Source organism: Polyangium sp. y55x31, assembly GCF_029946505.1.
Classification (GTDB): Bacteria; Myxococcota_A; Polyangia; order Polyangiales; family Polyangiaceae; genus Polyangium.
In genome coordinates, this window is the sequence record NZ_JARZHG010000017.1 from 1 (window position 1) to 22,352 (window position 22,352).

General features: G+C 68.3%; 15 protein-coding genes. 7 read left to right on the forward strand and 8 right to left on the reverse strand.

What is annotated here, in order from left to right:
* Nucleotides 1–237 precede the first annotated feature (237 nt).
* The 3 genes from QHF84_RS26845 (at nucleotide 238) to QHF84_RS26855 (ending at nucleotide 4,621) form a co-directional block, all read left to right on the forward strand.
* Nucleotides 238–741 carry a hypothetical protein gene (locus tag QHF84_RS26845; RefSeq protein WP_281316280.1) on the forward strand — a complete coding sequence of 168 codons (504 nt, stop codon included), beginning with the start codon at nucleotides 238–240 and terminating at the stop codon, nucleotides 739–741.
* A 245-nt stretch (nucleotides 742–986) separates the two neighbouring features.
* Nucleotides 987–3,401, forward strand: coding sequence for a DUF1566 domain-containing protein (locus tag QHF84_RS26850; RefSeq protein ID WP_281316281.1), 2,415 nt, complete (start codon nucleotides 987–989; stop codon nucleotides 3,399–3,401).
* Nucleotides 3,398–4,621: a hypothetical protein gene (locus QHF84_RS26855; RefSeq protein WP_281316282.1), complete on the forward strand. Its 1,224-nt coding sequence runs from the start codon at nucleotides 3,398–3,400 to the stop codon at nucleotides 4,619–4,621. Before QHF84_RS26850 ends, QHF84_RS26855 begins: the two co-directional genes overlap by 4 nt.
* A gap of 31 nt (nucleotides 4,622–4,652) precedes the next feature.
* Here QHF84_RS26855 and QHF84_RS26860 read toward each other — a convergent pair whose 3' ends face one another.
* Complete coding sequence (locus QHF84_RS26860; protein ID WP_281316283.1) at nucleotides 4,653–5,321, reverse strand: hypothetical protein; 669 nt, start codon at nucleotides 5,319–5,321, stop codon at nucleotides 4,653–4,655.
* A 63-nt stretch (nucleotides 5,322–5,384) separates the two neighbouring features.
* Nucleotides 5,385–6,044 (reverse strand): hypothetical protein, encoded by a 660-nt coding sequence (locus tag QHF84_RS26865; protein ID WP_281316284.1) that lies wholly within the window; start codon nucleotides 6,042–6,044, stop codon nucleotides 5,385–5,387.
* Between QHF84_RS26865 and QHF84_RS26870 the strand changes: the two genes are divergently transcribed.
* Nucleotides 6,019–6,204 (forward strand): hypothetical protein, encoded by a 186-nt coding sequence (locus tag QHF84_RS26870; RefSeq protein WP_281316285.1) that lies wholly within the window; start codon nucleotides 6,019–6,021, stop codon nucleotides 6,202–6,204. The genes QHF84_RS26865 and QHF84_RS26870 overlap by 26 nt on opposite strands.
* A 14-nt stretch (nucleotides 6,205–6,218) precedes the next feature.
* Here QHF84_RS26870 and QHF84_RS26875 read toward each other — a convergent pair whose 3' ends face one another.
* Nucleotides 6,219–9,068, reverse strand: coding sequence for a PQQ-binding-like beta-propeller repeat protein (locus QHF84_RS26875; protein WP_281316286.1), 2,850 nt, complete (start codon nucleotides 9,066–9,068; stop codon nucleotides 6,219–6,221).
* Nucleotides 9,065–10,354, reverse strand: a complete 1,290-nt coding sequence (locus QHF84_RS26880) for a hypothetical protein (RefSeq protein ID WP_281316287.1) — start codon at nucleotides 10,352–10,354, stop codon at nucleotides 9,065–9,067. Before QHF84_RS26880 ends, QHF84_RS26875 begins: the two co-directional genes overlap by 4 nt.
* 158 nt (nucleotides 10,355–10,512) lie before the next feature.
* On the opposite strand from QHF84_RS26880, the gene QHF84_RS26885 reads away from it, so the two are divergent.
* The 3 genes from QHF84_RS26885 (at nucleotide 10,513) to QHF84_RS26895 (ending at nucleotide 14,439) form a co-directional block, all read left to right on the forward strand.
* Entirely contained in the window at nucleotides 10,513–12,765 is a 2,253-nt protein-coding gene (locus tag QHF84_RS26885) for a glycoside hydrolase family 3 N-terminal domain-containing protein (protein ID WP_281316288.1), read from the forward strand.
* A gap of 41 nt (nucleotides 12,766–12,806) precedes the next feature.
* Nucleotides 12,807–13,865, forward strand: a complete 1,059-nt coding sequence (locus tag QHF84_RS26890; protein WP_281316289.1) for a hypothetical protein — start codon at nucleotides 12,807–12,809, stop codon at nucleotides 13,863–13,865.
* A gap of 280 nt (nucleotides 13,866–14,145) precedes the next feature.
* A complete protein-coding gene (locus tag QHF84_RS26895; RefSeq protein ID WP_281316290.1) occupies nucleotides 14,146–14,439 on the forward strand; it encodes a hypothetical protein in 294 nt (97 codons plus the stop codon).
* A 40-nt stretch (nucleotides 14,440–14,479) separates the two neighbouring features.
* Here QHF84_RS26895 and QHF84_RS26900 read toward each other — a convergent pair whose 3' ends face one another.
* The 4 genes from QHF84_RS26900 to QHF84_RS26915 form a co-directional block, all read right to left on the reverse strand.
* Nucleotides 14,480–15,517, reverse strand: coding sequence for an SDR family oxidoreductase (locus QHF84_RS26900; protein WP_281316291.1), 1,038 nt, complete (start codon nucleotides 15,515–15,517; stop codon nucleotides 14,480–14,482).
* A 124-nt stretch (nucleotides 15,518–15,641) separates the two neighbouring features.
* Entirely contained in the window at nucleotides 15,642–17,975 is a 2,334-nt protein-coding gene (locus QHF84_RS26905; RefSeq protein ID WP_281316292.1) for a glycogen debranching N-terminal domain-containing protein, read from the reverse strand.
* A 179-nt stretch (nucleotides 17,976–18,154) separates the two neighbouring features.
* Complete coding sequence (locus tag QHF84_RS26910) at nucleotides 18,155–19,264, reverse strand: enolase C-terminal domain-like protein (RefSeq protein WP_281316293.1); 1,110 nt, start codon at nucleotides 19,262–19,264, stop codon at nucleotides 18,155–18,157.
* A 20-nt stretch (nucleotides 19,265–19,284) separates the two neighbouring features.
* The gene (locus QHF84_RS26915; RefSeq protein ID WP_281316294.1) at nucleotides 19,285–22,347 is read right to left on the reverse strand and encodes an FAD-binding and (Fe-S)-binding domain-containing protein; all 3,063 of its coding nucleotides are present in this window, start codon (nucleotides 22,345–22,347) and stop codon (nucleotides 19,285–19,287) included.
* Between the last annotated feature and the right edge of the window lie 5 nt (nucleotides 22,348–22,352).

Consider the following 22,352-nt stretch of genomic DNA (forward strand, 5'->3'; position numbering starts at 1 on the left):
ACACCTGCATATGTCGTCAGCAATCAAAAATGTACCGACGACTGGACCGAGCCTCGTTCGATTGATCCTACAAAGTGGGATGTTGGAGCCGATGGACCTACTCGACGGTTTATGAGATGAGTTCTAGCATGCACCCAGTTCAATCGGTGCTGGCCGCTTCTTCACCTTGCCAACGAGGCGTCTGCGAGCGGAAACGCAGCCGAGGCCCAACGTCTGCGCGAGGAGGCCAAGCGGCTCATGGAGGGGTGCCTCGATATCTTCCGGAATGCGAGAGACGCCATCCGTGAAGCCGGAGCGCGCTCCGCGCTGGCCGATGTTTGGCATGAGCTCGGCGACTCAGCACAGGCCATCCAACAAGCATGGATGGCGCTCGACGTGCGAAATACACACTCCGATCCACAAGATCGCTCGGGCTCGCACCATAATCTTTCCATCTATCTCCAGAAAACCGGCCGAGGAACGGAGGCTGCCAAGCACTGGCTCGCGGGGTTTGCGTACGACCTCGCGACCGGCGTTGACCTGCAGGGCTCACTCCAGGCCTTGCCCTTCCATCGCCAGGTGGCCACCACCCGCAGCGAAATCTTCACCGTGCCGCCCCTCGCGTCGCTCCTCCAGGATCCCGAATTTTCCCCTCTCCGCCAGTTCCTCGCCGACCGAGGCGAGGACATCGAAGCCCTCGACGTCGAAATTCGCGCCGCCATCGAAACGGCCTCCGGCCCAAGGACGAGCGACCACTCGTAAGCCGAGGCGCTCTTCATCCCATGAAACGCTCCCTTCTCCTCCTCCTCGCCCTCCTCGCAGCCTGCGGCGGCGCCCCCGCCTCGCCTTCCGCCCCGCAGCACCCCTCCGCCCCAGCCTCCACGCCATCCGCCCCCGGCGCCACCTCGCCAGCTTCGCTCCTCCCGCGACCGACATTTGACCTCCCGCCCGCCGAAGGCCCGTCCGCTTCGCTCGCCGACGCCGTCCGGGCGAGCCAGACCATTGCCGTGGGCACGATCTCCGAGATTCACGCCTTCGCGCGCCCCTGCGAGGTCGACCTCGTCCTCGAAATGCGCACCGAAATGGTCCTCGGCGGCCGTGCGCCGCGGGGGGGCCCCTTGCTCGTGGCTTTTCCGCGCGCCGCGGACGCGAGCAAAGGCTGCGAGCGCATACCGCTCGGATATCGCGGCGCCCCCGCCCCGTCGCGCCTCGCCGTCGGGCAACGCCTCGTCTTTTTCGTGGGCGGGCGCCATGAGGTGGAGCGGAATGCCGCGCGCCTCGCGCCGCGCTGGGACCAGCATCTTCTCCACGATTACAGCGTCCTCGGCGAGGATCTGCTCGCCATCGCGGACGTCGACGAGATCCCCGCCGTCGTGCGCCTGCGCGGGCCGCTCGTCACCGACGTGCAGCTCTCGCCCCTCGCCGGAAAACCCTCGCTGCGCGTCGAGGGCGATGTCGCGATCGACACGGCGACCGGCCTCGCGTGGCAGCGGGACGTCGCGAAACGAGAGCTCCAGATCGTCTCCGCCACGCGCCATTGCGAGAGCCTCGTGCTCGGCGGTCACGACGATTGGCGCTTGCCTCGCTACTTCGAGCTCCTCTCCATCGTCGACCACGGCCGCGGGAGCCCCGCGCTCGACCCTTCCGTCTTTCGCGGCCCAGCCGACGGCCTCTTGTGGTCCAGCACCGACGACGCCGGCTCCCCCTGGGTCCTCGACTCCTCCGACGGAAACCTTCATTCGACCCATTACGACGATCCGAGCCCGTACGGCCAGTACAACGTCCGCTGCGTGCGCTCCGCCGAGGGCCCCTCGCTGCGCGCCGCGCTGCCCACCGCGCGTTATCGAAAGGCCGGCGGGCTCGTCGAGGACACGCTCCAGCGGCTCGGGTTTTCAGGCGCAATCGCCGAACCCATGCGCTGGGCCGAGGCGCAGGCGTTCTGCGCGGCGAAGGTCGAGGCCGGCCACGACGATTTTCGGCTCCCCACCGTGCGCGAGCTCATGACTTTGTCCGAGGCGAGCCTTTGCGAGGAGCTCTGGCAGGACGATTCGCAGGGCGAGCAGGGGCTGTGGACGTCGACGCTCGATCCCAGCGACAAGGGCCGCGCATTCCAGGTGCGAAACCTCTGCTCGGCGCAGTACTGGTCCGAACGGACGGTCGGGCCGCCCGAACTCGCGAACGAGGGCGAGGATCACGCGCGTTTCCGGGCCCTGTGCGTGCGTGACCTCCCGCCGCTCCCCAAAGCCGGGGCCCTGGTTCAGAGCCGTTACCCGAGCGGCCACGTCTTCGCCGAGGGCGCGTTGCGTCATGGCAAGAGGCACGGCACGTGGACGTACCACCACGATCAGGGCCCCCCGTGGATGCGCCTCGAATATCGGGACGGCGTGCTCGAGGGGGCTGTTTCGATTTTTCACGACAGCGGCGAGCGCCTCGCCGAGGGCGCGTTCGCCGCCGGCGCGCCGACGGGGACGTGGACGCATTTCGATGTGCTCGGGCGGCGTGAATTCGTCGTGCCCTACGAACGGGGCTTGCGCTCCGGGCGATCGACGACGTACACGCCCGATGGATCGAAGCTGCTCCGCGAAGAGACCTGGGCCGCGGGCCTGCGGCACGGGCCGGTCGTCGCTCACGACGAGGAGACGGGGAAGAAGGTGAGCGTGACGCACTACGCAGCCGGCCTTCGCGAAGGCGCCGTCGAGACGTTTCACCCGAGCGGCAGCCGCGCCATGAGCGGCCAATATCAGCAGGATAGGCCCACCGGCACCTTCACGCGTTTCCATCCGAACGGCGCGCGCGCCGCCGTCTTTTCGTTCCGCGAGGGCGAGCTCGACGGCCCGTACGAATCCTTTCACCCGGACGGCAAGCCCCACGAGAAAGGCACGTACCATGATGGCCTGCGCGATGGACCCTGGATTGCGCTGTATCCCTCGGGCAAGCGCATGGAGGAGGGCGATTTCCAGCGAGGCACGGGGACATTGCGCGCATTCCAGGAGAACGGCAAGCTACGGCACGAGCAGCCGATCGTGGGAGGGCTCCGCGAGGGGCTGAGCGTGTCTTTCCGAGACGACGGATCGAAGGACTACGAGATCGGCTTCTCGCGCGATCTCCTCGACGGCCCTTGGCGCGAGTACGATCGGAACGGGAAATTGACGTTCGAACGGCATTTCGTGAAAGGCCGGGAGCACGGGCTGTACGTGCGGTTTCACCCGAATGGACAGAAGTCCGAGGAGGGCACGTACGCGCATGGCCAGAAGGTCGGCCCTTATCGGCGCTGGGACGAGGACGGCAAGATCGCCGAGGAAGGCGAATTCCAGGCCGGGCTGTACCATGGGACGTGGACCGACTACCACGCGGGCAAGCCCGTCGTGCGTCGGTTCTACGAGCGCGGGGTCGAAGTGCGTGATTTCGAGCGTGTCCGGTGACGGCGATGCACGTGCGGTTCCTTCGCCTGACGTGCCCCAAGAGCCCCGCGGGCCCGCCCATTTATCGCGCCCTTTCGCTCGTGGACGACCGCTTCGTGGCGAACGTCCACGGCCCCGATCTCCACGTCCTCGACCTCGAACGAGGCGACGGCGCCGAGCCGCTCCTCGTCCTCGAAGACACGGGCAACCACGCGTTCGCCTCGAATACCCTCGTGACGTACGACGAGGCGCGCGGCTTTCGTCGGTTCGTCCGCGAGGGGGAGCGCTTCGTGGAGGCGTCGCGGTTCGTCTTTCCGGAGCGGCCCGCGCCGTGGCCCACGCACCTCGTGCTCTCGCCTTCCGGGCGTTTTTTATGCTTCGAGCTGATGCCCGCGCCCGGGGTGAAAGGCTGTCGGGTCGTGCTGATGGACGCGACGCGGGGCGAGGTGCTTGCGGTTCACGAGCGTCATCTCTCGGCGCGGGCCTCGTTTTCGTGGCTCGACGGCGCGGAGGTCCTGTTTTTGTCGGCGACGAGCTACATGGACGTGCGGCTCCTCGACGCAGCGAGCGGGCGCACGTTGCAATCGTACGAGGCCACGGAGAGCTGGGACTTTTGCCACACCAACTACGAGCTGTCCGCGGACGGCGAGCGCCTGCTCGCCTTCGGTTGCGTCTGGGCCGCGCCGTACGAGGTGCGGCTCTACGATGCGCGGCCCTGGACGCGAGGGACCGAGGCGAAGAGCGAAGGATTTCCGCTACCGCGCTTGTATCGGCAAAACGAGGATCTCCAGTACGAAACGGTGTTCCGCGCGCGGTTCGTCCCGACCCGAGATGGGCTCTTCGACGTGCTATCGTTCGTCGACCTGCAAGCCCTGCAAGAGCTCGAACCGGACGACGTGCGGGACCTCGAGGAGGGGCTTTCCGAGACGAACCTGACCATCCTCGCGGCCGCGCGAGGGATACGCGCCGAGACGGCGTTGCTGCAGCGGCGCGTGGATCCACGCACGGGCAAGGTCGTGTCCTTTCGTCTCGTGCCCTCCTGGGAGACCGACGAACCCCATGTGCACATCCTGCCGGACCATCGGGCGATCGTGATTCGCAACGGGATTCAATGGTTCGACGGGGAGGAGATGCACGACGTGGCGTCGTTCGAGGCGCCGCGCGGCTGGTTCGAGTCGGCGGTGACGCAGGACGGGAAAACGGTCGTGGTGCGGGAGCTCGTGGAGACGAAGTCGCAGTAACGAAGGACGGCGCGGGCGAGGGATACCGTCCTCACGGCGCGTCTTCGCCGGTGCCGCCGCCGTGGGTGGCTTGCCACTCCCTCTGCGCCTTCGATGGCATGTCTCGGGTCATCTCTGCGAGCGCGCGCATGCTTTCTCCGAGCGAGTTCCGGACTGGCATCTCGACGGCAAATTCCTCTGCCACCGCCTCCGCGACGCTCCGCCACTTTTCATGGACCGGCTGTCCGAGGTTTTTTGAAAGCTCGACCAGTGTATCAAAATAATATGGCGCGGACGATACGTACATCGAATCTTGATGGCTGAATGCCTCTTCGAAGGTCTCCAAGGCTTCTCGATGCCTTCCGAGCGCCCGCAGGTTCCGCGCTCTTGCATCGCCGTATGCCCATCGAGCTGTGACGTTCTCGAATCCAAGCTGTGCCACCGCTTCCGACGCTTGCAGCGCCTCCGTGTATCTACCAGCTTGGTGGAGGATGAACGCGCGCGTCGACGCGACGCTCCGAGCCAGCCACCCCGTGTGATCCCGATGGCGATTCGCTTCCCAGATGGCATTCAGGCAATCGAGAGCCTGATCCGATCGTTCGCTCGTCGCCAGCTCGTACATGTAGATGAATTTGTCTTCGATCGCGTCCTGTACGGCCATACGGTCGAGGCAGCTCGCACAGAGCATTTCATCCATCTTGCCGCGGGTGTACCTCTGCATGGCAGGATGCTTTTTGCAAACAGAACAAGTCTGCGAGGGCTCACCGGGATCTTGCATGATGTTTTACTCCTTCATGCGGACTCGGTTCGGAGGGGGATCGCCAGGACGCGGACAATTTCTGCGAAGCCACTCGCCCTCGTGGTTGATGCAGTAGCCAAAACATTCGCCGCACTGCTTGAATTCGCCGAAATCCTTGTTCCAATCCGGCTGTCTTCGATCTTCCAGACACTCATCCAAGAGCGCTCTACACTTCTTCTCCACGCTCCTCGGCCGCCTGTGGATCGCCTCGGCCGTCTCCTGCACCGCATGCACGGTGACCACCACGACGATCGTATCCCCCGCAGCAACGATCAGCACCGGCACGAGGCTCACGGCGCCCCCCAGGACCACGACGTTCCCCATCAGGCCGCGCGCGTGCGGTGACACCATCATGCTCTCGGACGCCGACGATCGCAGCGGCGTGACGACGCCGGGCAACGACATGCCGCTGAGCGCGTGCTCCATACAGGCCTCGATCTCCCGATCGTCGAGCTCCGACTCCCGCATCTTGGCCTCGCGGACCTCTCCGCTCTCCGCCACGTCGACGTCGAAGACGATGGCGTAGTGGGTGCCCTTCAGCCGACCGGCGCCATGCTCGGCGCACGCCTCGAGCTCGGAGACCGTCGCCGCCGGGACCGTCCGGCCTTCGGGGACGCCCGTGGAGACCGAGACGCTGGACCTCATCGACGGGATCATCGTGAGCCTCACGCGCACGGCGAGGGAAGCCGCAGACGCGGCGGCGCGGGAGCTCGGCGAGCCGGCCCTCGCGACGGCGTTCGAGCTGTCGACCCTGCATAAGCGTTATGCGAAGAAGAAGGCCGAGGAGCCGGTGCAGGAAGGCTGATCCAGGACCAACGCCTACCGCACCGGCACGATCCGAAAGATCCCGCCCGGACCCACCACCCATCCAGGCTTCGCCCCCGGCGCGATCACCGCCGAGAACGCCGCCTCGTTTCCGGCCTGGCTCGCGTCCACGCGGCGCAGCGCCTTGCCATCCCAGCGCAGGAGCGTCGAGCCGTCTCCCACGATCCACACGTCGTTCGGCCCCGTCGCCGCCACGCTGCGGAGAATCACCGGGAGCCGCTTGCCGCCGTCGCGTTCGAGGTGAAACGCCTCGACCGTGGTGCCTTTTGCATGGAGCACCGCGCCGGCGAGGCCCACCGCCCAAGCCTCGCCGGGACCCGCCGCCGCCACGGAGAGCAGCGCGCCGTCGGGCGCGCGGTGGCGCGTGAAGGTGCGGCCGTCGAATCGAACGAGCGTGCCTTCGCCTTCGGGCAAGACGCGGCCGTCGGACGTGGAGGCGCCCGTGAGGCCGCCGGCGAACCAGGCGTCGTCGTCGGCGCGGACGGCCAGGTCGGCATAGGCCGCGGGCGGGAGGCCCGTGACGAGGCGGACGCCGCGCGGGCCGTGGATCACGGCGTGCGGGGTGTCGTCGCCGGCCGCGGAGACGGCCCAGATCGCGCCCGAGGGCGCGACCGTGACGGAGAGCAGATCGGAGAGCGGCGCGGGCTCGGGCGTCGCGCGTCCGCCGCGGACCGGCAGCCATCCCTCCGGCGCGAGCAGCGCGCCCTCGCCCGCGGCCGTCGGCGCGGCGCACCGCTGGCAGGAGAGCGATTTCGGTTTTCGCTCGGTGCATTGCGCGCAGAGGTTGCAATCCGGCTCGGGAGCATACCAGCAGAAAAACGGCTCCGGCTTGGGCAATTGGTAGAGCAGCCGCGCGTGGGCGCCGTCGTATTCGACGACGCGGGCGCCGTCGTGCAGCCAGACGACGCCGCCCGGGCCCTCGGCGACGTGGAGGGCGGCGCGGAGCGGCTTCTGGCCGTCGACGTCGAGCACCACGCGTTCCAGGCGGTAAGACGCATCGGCGCCGACGATGGAGAGCGCGGCGCTCGGCGCGGCCGGCGGCGGCGGAGGCGAGGTCGTGCCTTCGAGATCGGCCTCGGCCCGAGGCTCGGGCGTGACGTGCCAGAGGCCGGCGTCGCCATAGATCCACACGTCGCCGCGGCCGCTCCCAGTGACGGAGAGGCCGCTGACTGGCTCGATCCCCAGGATGCGCCACCAGCGCTGGCCGTCGAAACGCGCGACGCCGCCGGTGATGCCCGTGGCCCAAACATCGTCACGGCCGCTCGCCCAGGTGGACTTGAGCGGGACCGGGCTCTCGTGGTCGCCGAGGAGATCGGGGATCTCGGGCCCCTCGCCGTCCGGGAGGATCTTCGGCGTGACCCCGCGGCCGAATTCGACGCAGACGGCAGGATCGCTGCTGCACAGGACTTCGCGACCACCGGCGCTCGCCGTGTGGGACAGCTTCGTTCCGTATTCGATCTCGACCTTCGAGAAGGCGGCGCGTAGCTCCCGCCGCTCGCGATAGGCCGAACCCGCGCGTTCGAGCACGCACGGGCGCACGGCGCCCCCGACACGTACGCCGAGCACGAGCAGCGCGCCCGACGGGCTGCGCGAGAGGTTCAAGGGGACGAACCTGCTCACGCGCGCCGGCACGCCTTCGGCAAACACCTCCTTGGGAAAACTCATCGACGGCACGCCGAGGTCGGACCAGGTCCGGCCGTCGTAATGGAAGAGCCGATCGGCGTCCTCGCCCGGGGCCTGCTCGCGCTTGCCGAGCACCCAGACGTCGTTCGGCGCCGCCGCGACCACGGATTGTACGTGCTGAAAAGGTTTTTCCGGGGAGAGACCTTCCCGCTGGACGCGATGGGCGATCGTGGGCTTCCAGGGCACGGCCGGGGTGGTGGGGCTTTCCTCGGTCCACTTGCCTTTCCGCTTGTCGACGACGCGCACGCCCTCCACCGGGCGAGATTCCGCGGTCTCCCGAACGGTGCCGTGATCCACGAGCACCGGCCCGTCATCCGTATCCACGAGGAAGGCTCCGCCGGCGCGCGCGTCGATGCGGGAGACGGAGCCACGCACGCCGAGCTGATAGAGCGGTTTGCCCTCGGCATCGAGCGCGACGAGCGAGCCGTCGGAGGTGCCCGTGAGCACCGTGCCGTCGGTTCCGACGGCGACCTTCCGCGGGCCCTCGGGCAGGCTCGGATCGAGCGAAGGGAAGCGGCTGACGTGCACGCTCCACACGGGCTCGCCGTCCGGTCCGATGCGGGAGACTTTGCTCCCATCGGAGACGGCCATCACGCCGCCGCGGGCGTCGATGTCGGAGAAGGCGAGAAAGACCTCGCGCAAAGGTTTGCCGCTCGCGGCGTCGAGCACGTGCATGCGCCTCTTGCCCTGGGGGTTCGGGCCGGAGAACTCGAACACGAAGAGGCGATCGCCTTCGGGTTTGGGGGCCGTCCCCGCGGGGGCGCTGCGGAAGAGGCGCCAGGTAAAACCTCCTTTTTGGAGCGACGTCCGAAAGGTCTCGCGGCCGCTTCCATCGATGCGGAGGACGTACGGCGTGTAGGGGTTCTTCGGCTCGCGCTCCATCACGACGGCGTAGGCACCACCGTCGGGCGCGCCAACCACCGCGAGCGCCCACCCGATCGGCACCTCGTAAAGTTCGTCGCCGTCGGGGCCGTATGCCGTGAGCACCGTCTTCGCGTCCAAGCCGGAGAGCTCGACGTGCGGCAACCGAGGCGCAGGCGCGGGGGCGGCCGCGGGAGCCTTGGCCGAAGCCGAGGGCGCCGGGACGTGCGCGGGGGGCGGCGGCGGCGGCGCGGCGCTGCACGCGCTGGCGAGGAGAAGGGGGACGAGCGCGCGCCTCACGGCTTCCCTCCCGGCACGCGGAACACGGCGCCCATGCGGATTTCCTCGTCGCCTTGGGTCGTCTTGGCCGCCGGATCGCTGCCCACGAGCCAGAGCTCGCCCGAGGGGCTCCGCCATGCGTGCGCAATCAAAAGCGGAGGCGCGGCGCGGCGGAGCGTGGCGCCGTCCCAGCGATAAAGCGCCTTCTCGCCGAGCAGCCAAAAATCCTTCCCGTCGCCCTTCCTGTACGTCGCGCCGGGCGTTTCGAATCGCTGCCCGCCGCCCTTGCCGACGTCCCAGCGGACGAGCTGCTCTTTTCCCTCGACCTCGGCGCCGAGGATCCACGCGGCTTCTTTCGCGTCGAACCAGATGTCGTTCACCGCTTCGAGCCCGAGCGAGAGCGGCGTCCAGGAGAGGCCATTGCCGCGCCACGCGCTCTCGCCGGACACCCAGAGCCAGAGATCGTCGGGCGCGCGCGCCGCGATTTGCGCGTCGGGCCCGTATGCCAGGTCGTTCGGCAGGGGCACGCGCCGGCCGTCGAGGAGGAGCAGATTGCCGCCATAAGCATTGACGAGCACGGCGGAGCCCTCCAGGTGGAGCGAGGCGCCGTCGACCGAGAGCTCGACGGCATGCGCGCCATCGCCACGCCCGGCCGAACCGGGGTAGACGTAGTCCTCCGCGCCTTGCTCGCACGCCCAGCGGCCCTTCTTGCCGAGCCGCGATTCGACCACGCTCGCGCGCATGCCGCCCGTCTCCACGAGGGCACGGACGATCACGTCGTCGCCGTCGATCCGGATCGAGCTCCACGACACCGGAAGGGCGCAGCTCGGGCCGAAGGGTTGACAGTCCTCGACCGCCTTCTTGGCGCACATGGCGGGCTGTTTCGCGCAATCGACGAGCGTGCCGCAGCAGCTATCGGTGAAGCACTGGGGCGTGCCGCGATCGACGACACGCGCGCCGTCCCAGCGCAGCACGTGGCCGTCGGCCGCGACCATCCACACGTCGCGCTCGCTCCGCGCGTCCACGCTGACGATCGTGGGCATCTGCGGCGGCAGCGGCACCGGCTCGAAGCGGCCCGCGAACGTGGCCACCGGGCCCGCGGCGAGCGTCTGGACGGGAGGTTCGTCCATCTGGAGGAGGCTCAGCTTCGGCGGCTCCGCGGGGCTCTTGGCCGCCTCCGTGGGCGCGGGCGACGCCGCGGGGGTTGGGGGCGGGGGGAGCGGCGGGCCGCTGCACGCAAAAAGCGTGATCAGTGCGAAGGAGGGCAGGGCGCGCGCCGCGCGCGTCGGACCGTGGGAATTCGCCATGAGCGAAGAGGGAAGGTCGACGATCTGGGGAGTTTCGTCAATGCGGTTCTGGCGCGCGTGAAGGCGGCGCGAGGCATTTACGAGAGGCGGATCGCGAGCCATGACCAAGCGTGGAGGCTCAGGGGCGCGGCTCGGCAGAACGGGCAAAGGGGGGAGAGATGCGGCACCGGAAGTTCGGGGGAATCGGGCTCGCGCTCCTCGCTTCGCTGCTCGGATGCAGGGGCCGATCGGAGACCACGGTGCCTCCGTCGGGCTCCCTCGGAGATCGGGAGGTGCGGGCGCTGCTCGATCGCATGACGCTCGAAGAAAAAGTCGGCCAGATGAACCAGTACATCGCGCCGATCTACGCCCGAAGCATCGATTCGCCCGATCTCGCAGAAAAACTCGACGATCTCCTCGCGCGGGGGCTCGTCGGCTCTTTCCTGTTCGTGACGGATGCCGCGGAGGCGAACGCGCTCCAGGAGAAGGCCTCGCGCGCTCGGCTCGGCATTCCGTTGATCTTCGGGATCGACGCGGTGCACGGCCTCGCCCCCGTGCGCGGCGCGACGATCTTCCCCACGCCGATCGGCATGGCCGCCTCGTTCGACGACGATCTCGTGGAGCGCAGCGCGGAGGTCACGGCGCGCGAGATGCGGGCCACGGGCATGCATTGGGCGTTTTATCCGGTCCTCGACGTGGCGCGTGATCCGAGGTGGGGCCGGACGGCGGAGACGTTCGGCGAGGAGCCATTCGTCGTCGCGTCGATGGGCCGCGCCACCGTCCGCGGCTTGCAGGGCCCGGACCGCTCGCATCTCCGCGCTCTCGCTTGCCTCAAGCATTTCCTCGGCCCGGGCTTGCCCCTCGGCGGCCGGAACATGGGGCCCGTGGACGTCTCGGAGCGGACCTTGCGCGGGGCGTTTCTCCCGCCGTTCCAGGCCGGCGTGGAGGCGGGGGCGCTGTCGGTGATGGCGGCGTACAACGAGGTCAACGGGGTGCCGAGCCACGTCTCGGGCGAGCTGCTCACGGGCATCCTCCGGGGTGAATGGGGCTTTCGTGGGTTCGTCGTGAGCGACTGGGAGGGCATCGAGATGCTCCACACGACGCACCACGTGGCGGAGACGCAGAAGGACGCGATCCGGCAGGCGGTGCTCGCCGGCGTGGACATGCACATGCACGGCGAGGGATTTACGAAGCCGCTGCTCGAGCTCGTGCAGGAGGGCGTGGTCCCCGCCGCTCGTATCGACGAGGCCGCGTGGCGCATCCTGCGGGTGAAGCACGCGCTCGGCCTGTTCGAGCAGCGGTACGTGGATACGTCGCGTGTCTCCTCGGTGCTCGCGGCGCCGGAGCACCTCACGGTGGCCCTCGAAGCGGCGAGGAAATCCCTCGTGCTCTTGCGGAACGAGGGAGACCTCTTGCCCTTGCGCAAGAACCTGAAGAAGGTCCTCGTCACCGGGCCCAATGCGGACAATACGGCCTTGCTCGGGGACTGGACCGCGCCGCAGCCCGCAGAGAACGTGATCACGGTGCTGGAGGGCATTCGCGCGGCGGTGTCTCCGGCGACCGAGGTTCGATTCGTGGATTCCGGCCGGGTGTTCGAGGAGACGAGCGAGGCCCTCGCGCTCGCAACCGAACAAGCCCGCGACGCCGACGTGGCCATCGTGGTGCTCGGCGAGAACGAGACACGTTACGACGAGGCCGGCGTCCTCGACCGGCACCGGCGCGAGCGAACCGGCGGCGAGGGCGCCGATCGCGCCGATCTGACGCTCGTTGGCCGGCAAATGGAGCTCGTCCGTGCGGTCGTCGAGACGGGCACGCCGACGGTCGTGGTGCTCGTGAACGGCCGACCCCTCGCGATTCCGTGGATCGCCAGGAACGTCCCCGCCGTGCTCGAAGCCTTCGAGCCGGGCCTCGTCGGGGGCCGGGCCGTCGCGGAGGTGCTCTTCGGCGACGTGAGCCCGAGCGGCCGGCTGCCGATCTCCATTCCGCGCTCCGTGGGGCAATTGCCCGTCCATTACAATCACCCGCCGTCGGCGGAGGGGTCGTACGTCGACGAGAGCGCGACGCCGCTTTACGCCTTTGGCCATGGATTGAGCTACACCCGGTTCGCCTATTCGAACCTCCGGGTCCCCGAGCGAATCCGGCGAGGGGAGGCGGCCTGGGCCTCCGTCGTCGTCCGCAACGCCGGCACCCGCGAGGCCGACGAGGTGGTGCTCATGTTCGTGCGCGACGTCGTCTCCAGCGTGACCCAGCCGGTGCGGCAGCTCGGCGGATTTCAGCGGGTGCATCTTTCCCCGGGGGAAAGCCGGGTCGTCCACTTCCGGATCCCGTTCGAGGTGCTTTCGCTTCATGACCCCCGGGGGGAGGGGGTCGTGGAGCCGGGACGGTTCGAGGTGTCGATCGGCGGCCTTTCCGCGTCGTGGATCGTCGAATGACGCTTCCCCCACGCGGCGCCCGCTCGTGTAGGCTCGGCGTCGTGGATCGCCTTCTCGCTCTCCCCTTGTCGGCGCTGTGCGTCGGGGCGCTCTGGCTCGTGCTTTCGCTCGTGCTCGTCGTCGCGTGGCTCCTCGCGCGGAGGCCCGTTCGGCGCGTGGACGAGGTCATCGCGGGCCGCGGCGCGCTCCGGCGAGGCCCCGCATGCATCGGCGGTAAGGTCGAGCTCGCGCCCGACGCGCCGGTCCCGCTCGAGGTGACGATCGCCCAGACGGGGACGCCGAAGAAGGTGTTCTACTCGATGCCGCAAAACGTGCGGGACATCAAAACGGTTCACTATACGAACTGGGAGACGTTGAACGAAAAGGTCGAGGCGCGTCCTTTTTTCGTGCGTTGCGCGGACGGCGAGCGTGTTCGGGTCGAGCCGCCCGCGAACGTGAAATTCCGCGGCAAGATGGATGTTTGCGTGGAGCACACGGAGCTGTTCCGCAGCTTCGAGGCCCGGCTGCGCGCGGGGGACGAGGTGTTCATCGAGGGCACGCTCTCGCGCTTCGAGCCGGAGCCCGCGCCGGAGCCTGCGCCGGAGCCGGAGAAGAAGGGCGGCGGCGGGTATCGTGCGGCGGCTCCGCGGGAGGTCGTCCCGCCGGAGGTCGTCCCTTCGATGTGGATCCTCGGGCCGCGCGAGGGAAAGCCCATGCTGATCGCGCGGCAGCCTTTCCGCCGGCCGATCCCGGGCGCTCTGGAGCGACGGCGCGTGCACGATGTCGGTGTCGGGTTCTGGTTTGTCGCGGTGATCGGCGCGCTCGCGCAGATCGTGCTGCAATTTCCCCTCCTGGATTGGGCGTACGGCGTGATTGCCGTCGCCGCCGGCGTGATGATGCTGCTCGCCGTGGGGATGGCTTTCGAAAAGTCGACGCTCCCCGAGCCGGAGGATGGGCTGGAAGCGGCGGTGACGAAGAAGGAGCACCCAGCGCCGCTCCACATCCCGTGGCACCAGACGAACCTCCAGGGCGCGGACCGGGTCGTGGGGTCGACGGACCCGAATGCGGGGCTCGGGACCGGCGTGGACGAAAATGGCGAGGGGTACGGGAGGATCGGATAGGGAGGCGTGGTCAGGTGCATCTGCTCCAGCATTTCACCTGGTTGCTCGGACTTCTCGTCGGCATCGGCATCGGCGTCGCGATGCTCGTGCTCCATGCGACGTCGCTCGGCATGTGGCTGCACCGATACATCGCCGAGCCGAGCCGGCGGCGGCTGCTGCTCGCCACGGTGAGCTTTGCGGCGACGTTCGTGGTCACGCGCGCGCTGGCCTGGGCGATCAATCACCACGTCGGCCCGTTCGGCAACGTGTACATCGGCGGCAGGCACATCCACCATCTCGTATGGGGAATCCTGGCCTCTTGGCGATCGGCCTCTGCTGGGTGCTGGGCGTCGGCGAAGGCGGGAGCGCGCGGTCGGTGCTCGCCGCGCGCTTCCTGTCGCTGCTTTATGGAGCTTGCGCGGCCTTGACCCTCGACGAGTTCGCGCTGTGGTTGAACCTGGAGGATGTGTACTGGGCCAAGGAGGGACGCGAGAGCATCGATGCGGTCGTGATTTTCGCCTCGGTGCTGCTCACGATTCTCCTCGCCGCGCCGCTCGTCCGCGGGATTCGGCGCGAGTCGCAATCGCCTCGTTGATCGAAGAGGCTTCGAGGGGCGCGCCGCCGCGACTGCGCGGTCAATGAAAGACCGCTCGAAACACGGAGCGCCGCGCGGATCTCTTGCGTTGGGCGATGGAGAGGCCGAGCAAGGAGCCGGCGACCACGACCCCCGCCGCGACGAGCTCGCGGTGTTTCGAGAGCCAGAACTGCGCGCTCCACGGGCGCGCCCGCGCGTCGAACGCGCCATGCGCGCCGTGATCCCCCGGAACGGGCGCCCACAGGTTGTTTTTTCGATCCGGGTGCGCAGGCTCGTCCGTCTGCTGCGCATCGTACCCCATGTGCGCGACGTACCTGTCCGCGAGGCGCGGCGCAATACGCTCGGCCGCGATCGCCTTCACCGTCGAAAACCCCAGATAAAGCTCCCGTCTGTCCTGGTGCGCGGCAAACACCACGGCCTCGGCGGCCACCTCCGGCTGAAAGATCGGCGGCACCGGCTGCGGGCGCCTCGGGAGCCGCGAGAGGACCCAGTCGAACTGGGGCGTGTTCACCGCCGGGAGCTGCACGATGCAGAGCCGCACGTTGCTCCCGTCGTGCAAGAGCTCCGTGAACAGGGCCTCCGAGAACCCCATGACGGCGTGCTTTGCAGCGCAATACGCGGATTGCAGCGGGATGCTCCGGTACGCGAGGGCCGAGCCGACCTGGACGATGACGCCGCGATCCCGCGGCCGCATCCTGCGGAGAGCCGCGAGCGTGCCGTAGACGTATCCGAGATAGGTCACCTCCGTGACCCGCTTGAATTCGGCAGGCGTCATCAGGTGCGCCGGCGAAAACACGCTCACCATGGCGTTGTTCACCCAGATGTCGATGGGCCCGAAGGCCTCCTCGACCGCCGACGCCGCGCGTTCGACGGCGTCCGCGTCGGATACATCCGTGGGCAACACGAGCGCCTGCCCGCCCGCCGCTTCGACCTCCCGACGCGCCGCCTCGAGCCCGTCCACGCCCCGCGCGAGGAGCCCGATCCGCGCGTTCGTCTTGGCAAACTCCCGCACGATGGCGCGCCCGACCCCGGCCGACGCCCCCGTCACCACGACGACTTCGTGATTGCGCATTCCCATGGCCGCGGAGCCGTGCAGCGCGCGTGCCGGGCGCGACGCCCGAGCGAAGTGGCGAACCCAGCGCACGGGGCGCGTGACTTCGAAGCATGCGAGGATGCCGAGAGCGGCGGCGTTTGGCTCGTCGTCACGAAGGGACCTCGTGTGCACCCGGGTCCTCGGCGTTCTGAACGATCACCTCGACATCCCCCTGGGTCCCCAGCACCTCGACGTCGATGTGCCCGGTGCCCGTTCGGCGGAACGCGAGGTCGGCGTAGCCATCCGCCACGGCGAGGCCACGCAGCTCGACGCTGCGCAGCGGCAGGGGCAGGAGGGGGCGGGTGACGTGGACACGGCGCTCGAACCCATCGACCTCGAAGCCGAGCAGGACCGCGAGCATGTACGGGATCGACCCCGCGGCCCAGGCCTGCGGGTGGCACGCCACGGGATAACGGACGGGAACCCCATAATCGGCGCGCGGAAAGCCGCTCCAGACTTCGGGCAAGCGGTACCGCGAAAAATGCATGGCGGCGCTCAGGATGCCCTCGAAGATGCGGCATGCTTCGGTGTGGAAACCGTAACGGCGGAGCCCCGCGGCGAGGAGGGCGTTGTCATGGGGCCAGACGGTGCCGCGGTGATACGAGATCGGGTTGTAGCCCCGCTCGTCGTCGGCCAGCGTGCGGACGCCCCAGCCCGAGAACATACCATCGGACATGAGCATTTCGGCGGTTTTTCGAGCCTTGTCCTCGTCCGCGATCCCCGCCCAGAGCGCGTGCCCAGGGTTCGAGGAGCGGACCCGCGCGGGTCCACTCCCCGTCAGCGCCAGCGCGTAATAGCCTCGGTCCGGCAGCCAGAAGTCACGATTGAAACGCTCCTTCAGCTCGGCCGCCTCGCGCCGGAGCTGCGCTCCGCGCGTTGCCTCGCCGGCGCGCTCGAAGATCTCCGCGATCGAGGTCTTGGCGAGGTACGTGTAGGCCTGCACCTCGACGAGCGCGACGGGCGGCTGCACGATGCAGCCTCGCTCATCGACGATGGCATCGCCCGAGTCCTTCCAGCCCTGGTTGACGAGCCCGCTCCGGGTGTCGGATTGATATGCGACGTAGCCGTCGATGCCGCTCCGCTCGCCGTACGTCGAGATCCAGTCGAGCGCGGCGAGGACGTTCGGCCGGAGCTGCCGGAACACGTCCAGGCAGCCGGTCCATTTCGCGTGGCGCGCGAGGAGGATCAAAAAGAGCGCAGTGGCGTCCACCGACCCGTAATAGGGCGTGTGCGGGATCTGGTTGAGCGTGGCCAGCTCGCCGACCCTGAGCTCGTGCAGGATTTTCCCCGGCTGCTCGTCGCGCCACGGATTGTCGTCGCGCCCCTGATACCTCGCGAGGAGCTCGATCGTGTCCTCCGAGATGCGCGTGTTGTAGGGCAGCTCTTCGAGCGCCGAAATCAGGCTGTCACGGCCGAAGAGCGTCACGAACCAGGGAACACCTGCCGCGTAATACGAGTGGTCGTCGAGCGAGGTTCGGAGCAGGAGCAGGTCGGCGAACGAGCGGTCGAGGACCTGGTTGACGAGCAGGCTGTCGGTGTCGATCCGCGCAGCCCTGGCCCGGAGCGCCGACGTTTCCTGTTGCAGGCGCCGCTCCACCTCGTCGACGTCGACCGTCAATGCGGTCGAGCGCGTTTCGCCGGGGGAAACCGAGAGTCCCATCACCAGGCCGAGCGTCTCGCTGCCCCCCTCGGGCAATCGGACACGGAAGCGCACCGATGCGCCGCCGTCGTGGTCCGGCGGTTGCGAGAAGCGGATCGTCGTGGTCCGAACGAGCCCATCCTGGCCATCGTAGGCGAGGTACAGCTCGTTCCGCTCCCATGACGGAGCGCGGACCTGGCCCTGGGTCCCGGTCACGAGGCCGCGGACCACGAAGACGTCCTCGAACTCCGCGCGAAAGGCGATTCCGAGCTCGATCTCGACCACTACGTTCGAATAATTGCGAATGTGGAGGACGTCGTGCACCGTGCACGACATGCCGTCGACGTGCCGCTCGCGACGAATGCCGATCAGGTTCCGCCGGAGGTGGTGCCCGCCGAGCGTGCACAGATCGGGGTTCGTCAGCTCGATGATGCCCTCGTAGCGGGAGCGCGTGGTCGACGCCAGCACTTCCGGCGCCGCTCCTTCGATGTCGAGCTCGTAACCGTTCAGGAACCGACAATCGCGATAATACAGGCCGTACCCATGATCGCCTTGCAATGGGATCGACCCGTCGTCTTGCGTGACCAGGAAGACGCCCTCGTCTTTCAGGACGACCGCGCGGGCGATGCTCTGCGCGTGGGAGGGGGAGCCGTGGGTGAGGACCTCCTCCTTGCGCTCGCGCCATTCGCGCGGCCGGGTCGGCTCCGCAGGGAGATCCCCCTTCGTCTCGCTCGCCGGGACCACGCCGCTCTCGGGCACGCCACGGGTCTCACCGCTCGGTTCTTTCGTCGCAGGTCGGTTCACGCGAGCCCCCTCGCGGGCAGGATGCGGAGGGACATTGCACCCGCCATGCCTCGGGGGCGCGCCTCCGCGGCACACGCGCCGCACGGCCCAGGCGAAGGCAGCAGGCTTCGAGGCAAGCAGAAAACGGGTTGATGACGACGATCGCCTATCCCGATCCCGACGAGCGCTGAGAAGGGTCCCTATCCGCCGCCCACGGCGAACCGCGCCGCATCCGCGCGCCGAAGCTCGAGCCCGAGCCCGGGCCTCTCGGGATCGGGCCGGAGCTCTCCTTGCCGAGGCACAGGGCACCCGTCGAAAAGCATCGACTCGATGCGGACGTGGTCGTGAAAATATTCGAGGTGCCGGATCGGCGAGAGCGCGCACGAGGGGTGTACGTGGAGCGCAGGCGCGGTGTGGGTCGAGAGGGGAATCGAAAACGCGTCGCAGAGCGCGGCGGCGCGCATCAAGCCGGTGATCCCGCGGCAACGCGTCGCGTCCGCCTGGAGCACGTCGACGCTGCCCGACGCGAGCATGTGCCGGAAGTAGAACGTGTCGTAGCCATACTCGCCGGCGGCGATGTCCATGATGGCCGGCGCGCGATCCCGCAAGAGACGCAGCCCACGGAGATCGTCGGAGGACACGGGCTCCTCGAACCAACGCACGCCGAATTCGGCGAACACCTCGGCCATGGCGAGGGCTTGTTTGCGATCATAAGCGCCGTTTGCGTCCACGAAGAGCGCCACGTCCGGGCCGATGGCCTCTCGGGCGGACCGCACGCGCGCCGGATCGGCCGCCGGATCCCGTCCGACCTTCATCTTCACCATCGTCATGCCGTCGCGCCGGTACCCTACGAGCTGCTGCTGGAGCTCGTCCGTCGAATAGGAAGTGAATCCACCACTCCCGTAGATGGGCACCGCGTCACGGACCGCGCCGAGGAGGCGGACGAGCGAGAGATCGCAGAGGCGCGCCTTCAAATCCCAGAGCGCGACGTCCACTGCCGAGATCGCCATCGACGCGATTCCGCGCGAGCCCAGATTGCGCACGGCGTGCACCATCGTGTCGTGCGCAGCGGTGACGGCGAACGCATCCATACCCGTGACCAAGGGGGCGAGTTTGTCGTGGATCAGACGAGCGGTCGCGGTGTCCGCATAGGTGTATCCGAGGCCGGAGCGCCCGCCCCCTTGCACCTCCACGACGACAAGGATCGTATGATCCCATTCCAGCGTCCCATCCGACTCCGGTCGATCGGTCGGGATCCGATAGGCCGAGACGGAGACCTGCTCGATGGCCGCGCCGCTCCTGGCTTGCACGATGACCCTCCGAGGCAGGCTCAGACCCGAAGCGCGCGGCTCCCCCAGGCGAGCCCGAGCATGACCCCCGCCGCGGCGAACGCCGCCGCCGGCAGCAATCGCGCCCGCGGCCGTTCCTTCCCGAGCTCGGGGCGCGGGGCTTTCACGAGGGCCTCCTGTTTTTGTCGAATCGCCATTTCGAGCACCTCGGCCACGTGGAGCGAGCGTCGCCCCGTGAAATGCTCGATCTGCTGCCGGCAACTGAAGCCATCGGTGACGACGAGCGTGTCCTCCTCGGCCTTTCTCACAGCGGGCAGGAGCGCCCTCTCGCCGATGGCGCGCGAGACGTCGTAATGATCCGCCTCGAACCCGAACGATCCGGCCATGCCGCAGCAACCCGAGTCGAGGACCTCGCAATCGATCCCCGTGTTCTTCAGGAGCGATACCGCCGCGTCGAACCGGAGCACGGATTTTTGATGGCAATGCCCGTGGACGAGCGCCTTTCGTTCGAGGCGCGGCGGCGCGTAGCCCTCGTCCGCGAGGAGCTCCGAGAGCAGGAACGTCTGCGCAGAGAGGCGGCGGGCGTCCTCGTCGTGCGGAAACAGGCTCACGAGCTCGTCCCGGAACACGGCCACGCAGCTCGGTTCGAGGCCCACGACGGGGATGCCCGCGCGGATCAGCGGGCGGAGCGTTTCGAGAATCGAAGCGAGCGCGCGTTTGGCCCGATCGAGCATTCCATAATCGTAAAGAGGTCGACCGCAGCACACGGAGGCCCGCGGCACGAGCACCTCGTGTCCTGCGTCTTCGAGCACCCGAACGGCGGCGATCGCCACCTCGGGGTGAAAATGGTCGTTGAATGTGTCCGCCCAGAGGATCACGGGCTTGCCGCCATCGGGGCGCGTGCGCCGGGCGAAGAACCAGCGCTTGAACGTCCGGCGGGCAAAACGTGGCACGTCACGCGCCGTCGCGATTCCGCCGAGGCGCTTCAGGAGAGTGCCGAGGACGGGGATGCGGAAGATCGCATTCACGAGGCTCGGCACGAACGAGGAGAGCCGCGCCCAGGTCCGGATGCGCCCCATCGCATGGGCCGACATCGGCCGAAGGTTTCGCTCGTAATAGTGCGAGAGGAACTCGGCCTTGTAGGTCGCCATGTCCACGTGGACGGGGCACTCGCCCTTGCAGCCCTTGCAGGACAGGCAGAGATCGAGCGCCTCCTTCACGTCGGCATTGTCCCAGCCGCGCGGGGTCTCGTCCCCGTTCAGCATCTCGAAGAGCAAGCGCGCTCGCCCCCGGGTCGTATGCTTCTCCTCGCGCGTCACCATGTAGCTCGGGCACATCGTGCCCGTGTCGACCCTGCGGCATTGGCCGACGCCCACGCAGCGGAGCGTCGCCTCCGCGAAGCTCCCGCCGTCCTCGGGGAACTGGAAATGGGTCTGGACGGCGAGCGGCGCATACTTCGCCCCGAGCCGCAAGTTCGCGTCGATCGGGTAGGGGTCGACGACCTTCCCCGGATTCATCTTCCCCCGTGGATCCCAGATCGATTTGAATTCGCGGAACGCCTGCACGAGCTCCGGCCCGAACATCTTTCCGAGCAAGGCCGCGCGCGCCTGCCCGTCGCCGTGCTCGCCGGAGATCGAGCCGCCGTACCGGACGACCAGATCGGCGGCCTGGTTCAGGAAATCGAGCCATTTGTCGATCCCGGGCCGCGTCCTCAGGTCGAAGTCGATGCGGCAATGCACGCATCCCTGACCGAAGTGGCCGTACAGCGCACATTCGTACCCGAACCGATCCAGGAGGCCGCGCAGCTCGCGCAGGTAACTCCCCACCTTCTCCGGCGCGACGGCCGAGTCTTCCCACCCTGGCCAGGATTCGCGCATGCCCGGCACGTGGGCCGTGGCGGAGAGCCCCGACTCGCGGATCACCCAGATCTTGTGCGCGTCCTCCGCTCGCTCGTAGATCCTCACGCTCGGGGCGCCATTCCCTTTTGTGATGCGCGCCGCGAGCTCATGCGCCCGGCCTTGCACCTCGCGACGCACGTCGCCGCCGAGCTCGACGAGCAAAAACCCTTGGCCTTCGGGCAAGAGGGCGACGTCCTCCTGGCGGAGGTGCTTTCGGCGCAGATAGTCGATGAGGTTCCGATCGATCGCTTCGAGCCCCGTCGGCCTCGCCTCGAGGATCTCCGGCACGTGATCCGCAGCCGTGAAGACGTCGGGATACCCGAGCACGACGAGGACGCGCTCTCGCGGGCTCGGGATGAGCCGGACCCGCGCTTCGAGCACGATCGCGCACGTGCCCTCGGAGCCGACGAGCGCGCGGGCCACGTGAAATCCCTTCTCGGGGAGGAGCTCGTCCAGGTTGTACCCGGAGACCCGGCGCGGGATGTCGGGATAACGCGCCCGTATCCGATCCGCATACCGATTCCGCAGCGCGATGAGCTTCGCGAAGATTCGACCTCGCGGGCCGCCCGCGCGGATGACGTGCTCGAGCGCGTCGCCCCCGAGTTTTTCGAGGCGCAGCCAGTCCCCCTCGTACGTGAGCACGTCGAGCTCTTCGACGTAATCGGCCGTCCGCGCCGCGTGCGGGCCGCCCATCACCGAGTGAATGCCGCACGAGTCGTTTCCGATCATCCCGCCGAGCGTGCACCACGCGTGTGTCGCCGGATCCGGCGGGAACGTGAGGTGGTGCTCCTCGGCCTGCCTGCGCAGATCGTCGAGCGCCACGCCGGGCTGCACCCGCGCGAAGCGGCCCTCCGGGTCGATCTCCACCACGCGGTTCATGTACTTCGAGAAATCGAGCACGACCGCGACGTTGCAGGTCTGTCCGGCCAAGCTCGTGCCCCCGCCGCGCGGCACGATCGGCGCTCCGTGCTCGCGGCAAGCGGTGACCGTGGCCTCCACGTCGTCCGCGTCCCGCGGGACGACGACGCCGATCGGGACCTGACGATAATTCGAAGCGTCGGTCGAATAAATCGCGCGGGAGCCGCCGTCGAAGCGCACCTCGCCGCCCACCGTCGCGCGGAGCCTCGCCTCGAGCGCGGCGTGCTCGTTCTTCGATTCCGACCCATGATCGTCGCGGTTTTTCCGCAGAGGTACGAGCGTAGCCATGGCCT